We start from the raw sequence: 1556 nt of genomic DNA on the forward strand, positions 1-1556 counted from the left end.
CGGCGCTGGCCGGTGCCGGCACCACCCAGCGCGGGCTCGCGATCCGCCCGGCCGAGACCCCGCAGGCCGCGCTCACCCCGCTGATCGGGATCCCGGCCGGCTGGGTCGCGGCGTTCCCGCTGGGCAGCGGCCAGGGCTGGGTCGTGGTCCGGGTGACCGAGCGCGACCTCGGCGCCCCCGCCCCGGGCGACGCGGTCGGCCAGCTGGACCAGCGCTCGCTGTCCGAGGCCGGGATCCGCATGCTGACCCCCACCGCGCTGCGCACCGGCGTGCAGCTCAACCCCCGCTACGGCGAGTGGGACCCGATCCAGATGCTCGCCGTACCGACCGCCGAGGACGCCTCCGTGGTGCTCCCGGTCGCCGCGGGCAACCCGACCCCGCCCGCTCCCTGATGGCCGCGACGGTCGTCGTCTGCCCCCGGCGCGGGGCCGCACTCCCGGCCGCGGCACTGCCGCTGCTGCGCTCCGCGACCGACGTGCTCGCCGTGCCCGGTCTCGACGCGGGCGCCGCCGCCGGTGCCGCCGACTGGACCGGCACCGACCCCGACGTGCTCGCCGACGGCACGGTGCTGCTGGTCCCGGCGGGCCACCCCGCCGCCGCGCACCCCGGTGCGGTGCCGCCGCCCACCGGGCACGCGGTGCTCGACGCCGTCGCGGTGATGGACCGGCTGCGCTCGCCCGGCGGCTGCCCGTGGGACGCCGAACAGACCCACACCTCGCTGCTGCGCTACCTCGTCGAGGAGTGCTACGAGCTCTACCAGTCCATCGAGGACGGTGACCGCACCGAGCTGCGCGAGGAGCTCGGCGACGTGCTGCTGCAGGTGCTGTTCCACGCCCGCGTCGCCACCGAGCACGACGGCGCCCCGTTCGGGATCGACGAGGTCGCGACCGGGCTGGTCGACAAGCTCGTCGGCCGCCACCCGCACGTGTTCGCCGCGGGGGAGCAGGTCGCCACGGCCGCCGACCAGGACCGCCGCTGGGACGAGCTCAAGCGCGCCGAGAAGCAGCGCGAGTCCAGTGTCGACGGCATCGCGACGGTCCAGCCGGCCGTCGCGCTCGCCGCGAAGCTGACCTCCCGCACCGCGAAGGCGGGGCTGCCCGCGGACCTGCTGCCCGCCGACGACGGTGCCGGCGCGGCGCTGTTCCGGCTGGCCGCGGCCGCACAGCTCCGCGGCGGTGACCCGGAGGCCGCGCTGCGGACGGCGGCCCGGGAGTTCGAGGCGCGGGTGCGGTCGGCGGAGAAGGCCGCCGCCGCCGACGGACTCGACCCGCACGCGCTGACCGCCGAGGACTGGCGCCGCTACTGGGACGGTCCCTGACCCGCACCCCGATCGGGTGATACCCGTCGGTAACGTGGGAGCGTGCGCACCCAGTCGCTGCTCGCGGCCATCGGCGGCATCCTGGCCCTGATCGTGCTCGTCGCGCTGGCGACCGGCCCGGACTTCGGGCCGTCGCTGCCCCGGACCCCGGTCGACCGGCAGTCCGCCCCGCCCGCGTCCGCGCCGCTGCCCGCGGGCACCGACGTCGTCGCGTGGGCCCGGGCGACCGCGACCGAGG

Annotated in this window: 1 protein-coding gene and 2 pseudogenes; all 3 read left to right on the top strand. The window is 77.8% G+C overall.

Annotated elements, in window-relative coordinates; translation table 11 throughout:
* A pseudogene (locus GTW08_RS13185) lies at window positions 1–392 on the top strand (hypothetical protein); the annotation flags it as partial.
* Complete coding sequence (locus tag GTW08_RS13190; RefSeq protein WP_073577646.1) at window positions 392–1318, top strand: MazG family protein; 927 nt, start codon at window positions 392–394, stop codon at window positions 1316–1318. The pseudogene GTW08_RS13185 and the gene GTW08_RS13190, both read left to right, overlap by 1 nt.
* Before the next feature lie 42 nt (window positions 1319–1360).
* Window positions 1361–1556, top strand: a pseudogene (locus GTW08_RS13195) (hypothetical protein); the annotation flags it as partial.

This window comes from Pseudonocardia sp. SID8383 (assembly GCF_009864975.1).
Classification (GTDB): domain Bacteria; phylum Actinomycetota; class Actinomycetes; order Mycobacteriales; family Pseudonocardiaceae; genus Pseudonocardia; species Pseudonocardia alni.